Below are 689 nucleotides of genomic sequence, written 5' to 3'. Positions count from 1 at the left end.
AGCGAGGGAGTAATCGCGCTGAGTTCTTTTAGTTGTTGATTTCATAACACTCTCCAATTTTGGGGGTGGAAAGTGTCAACCTTATTTAGGACGGCACATTCCATACAAAAAAACGCCGGTAGTTACCGGCGTTTTTTTATACATACATTAGTTCAATTCTAGAAACTGTACTTGATGCCAACGGCGCCGCCAAGTTGCAAGTCAGCACCTTTGTAAAGATCTAGCTCTGGGTGTATTTGGCCATAAAGGTCCCAGCCGCGTGATAAATCCCAGTTCACACCAAGTGGTACTCTCACACCAAACTCGTCATCCCATTCATACCAGCCACCAACGCCGACATACCAAGTCACAGGCATGTTTTGATCGAATGTTCCACGCTTAGCGATGTAATCAAACGCCATACCATCGTTTCCGATAATGCCACGATATTTGTTATCTAACTCTACAACAACACTTAATTGTTGATCGACAGCCATACCAACTGATAGATCCGTTGGTTCGCTTGCCGCCATTGCCGTACTAGAAACTAGTCCCAAAACTAAAATGAATTTGTTCTTCATACACGTTATCAATTATTCAAAAAAACATTATTCGCTATTCAAACATAATGGCATATCAATATGTCAACGATGGGTAAGCTCGATGTATGAAAAAGCTGACAAAAGTAAAGATGAGTTTAGGATCACACT

At 41.5% G+C, this 689-nt stretch carries 1 protein-coding gene; it reads right to left on the bottom strand.

Annotated elements, in window-relative coordinates:
* Positions 1-158 precede the first annotated feature (158 nt).
* On the bottom strand, positions 159-560 hold the full coding sequence (locus IQR33_RS14920; RefSeq protein ID WP_005372960.1) for a hypothetical protein: 402 nt from the start codon (positions 558-560) through the stop codon (positions 159-161).
* Positions 561-689: the final 129 nt, after the last annotated feature.

It is taken from the genome of Vibrio sp. OPT46, from assembly GCF_015163535.1.
Classification (GTDB): Bacteria; Pseudomonadota; Gammaproteobacteria; order Enterobacterales; family Vibrionaceae; genus Vibrio; species Vibrio alginolyticus.
The sequence above is the reverse complement of the archived record's forward strand: the minus strand, read 5'-3'. Positions and strand labels throughout refer to the sequence as shown.

Coding starts and splice junctions, on each gene's coding strand:
- IQR33_RS14920 (WP_005372960.1), bottom strand. CDS start 560: ATGAAGAACAAATTCATTTTAGTTTTGGGACTAGTTTCTAGTACGGCA.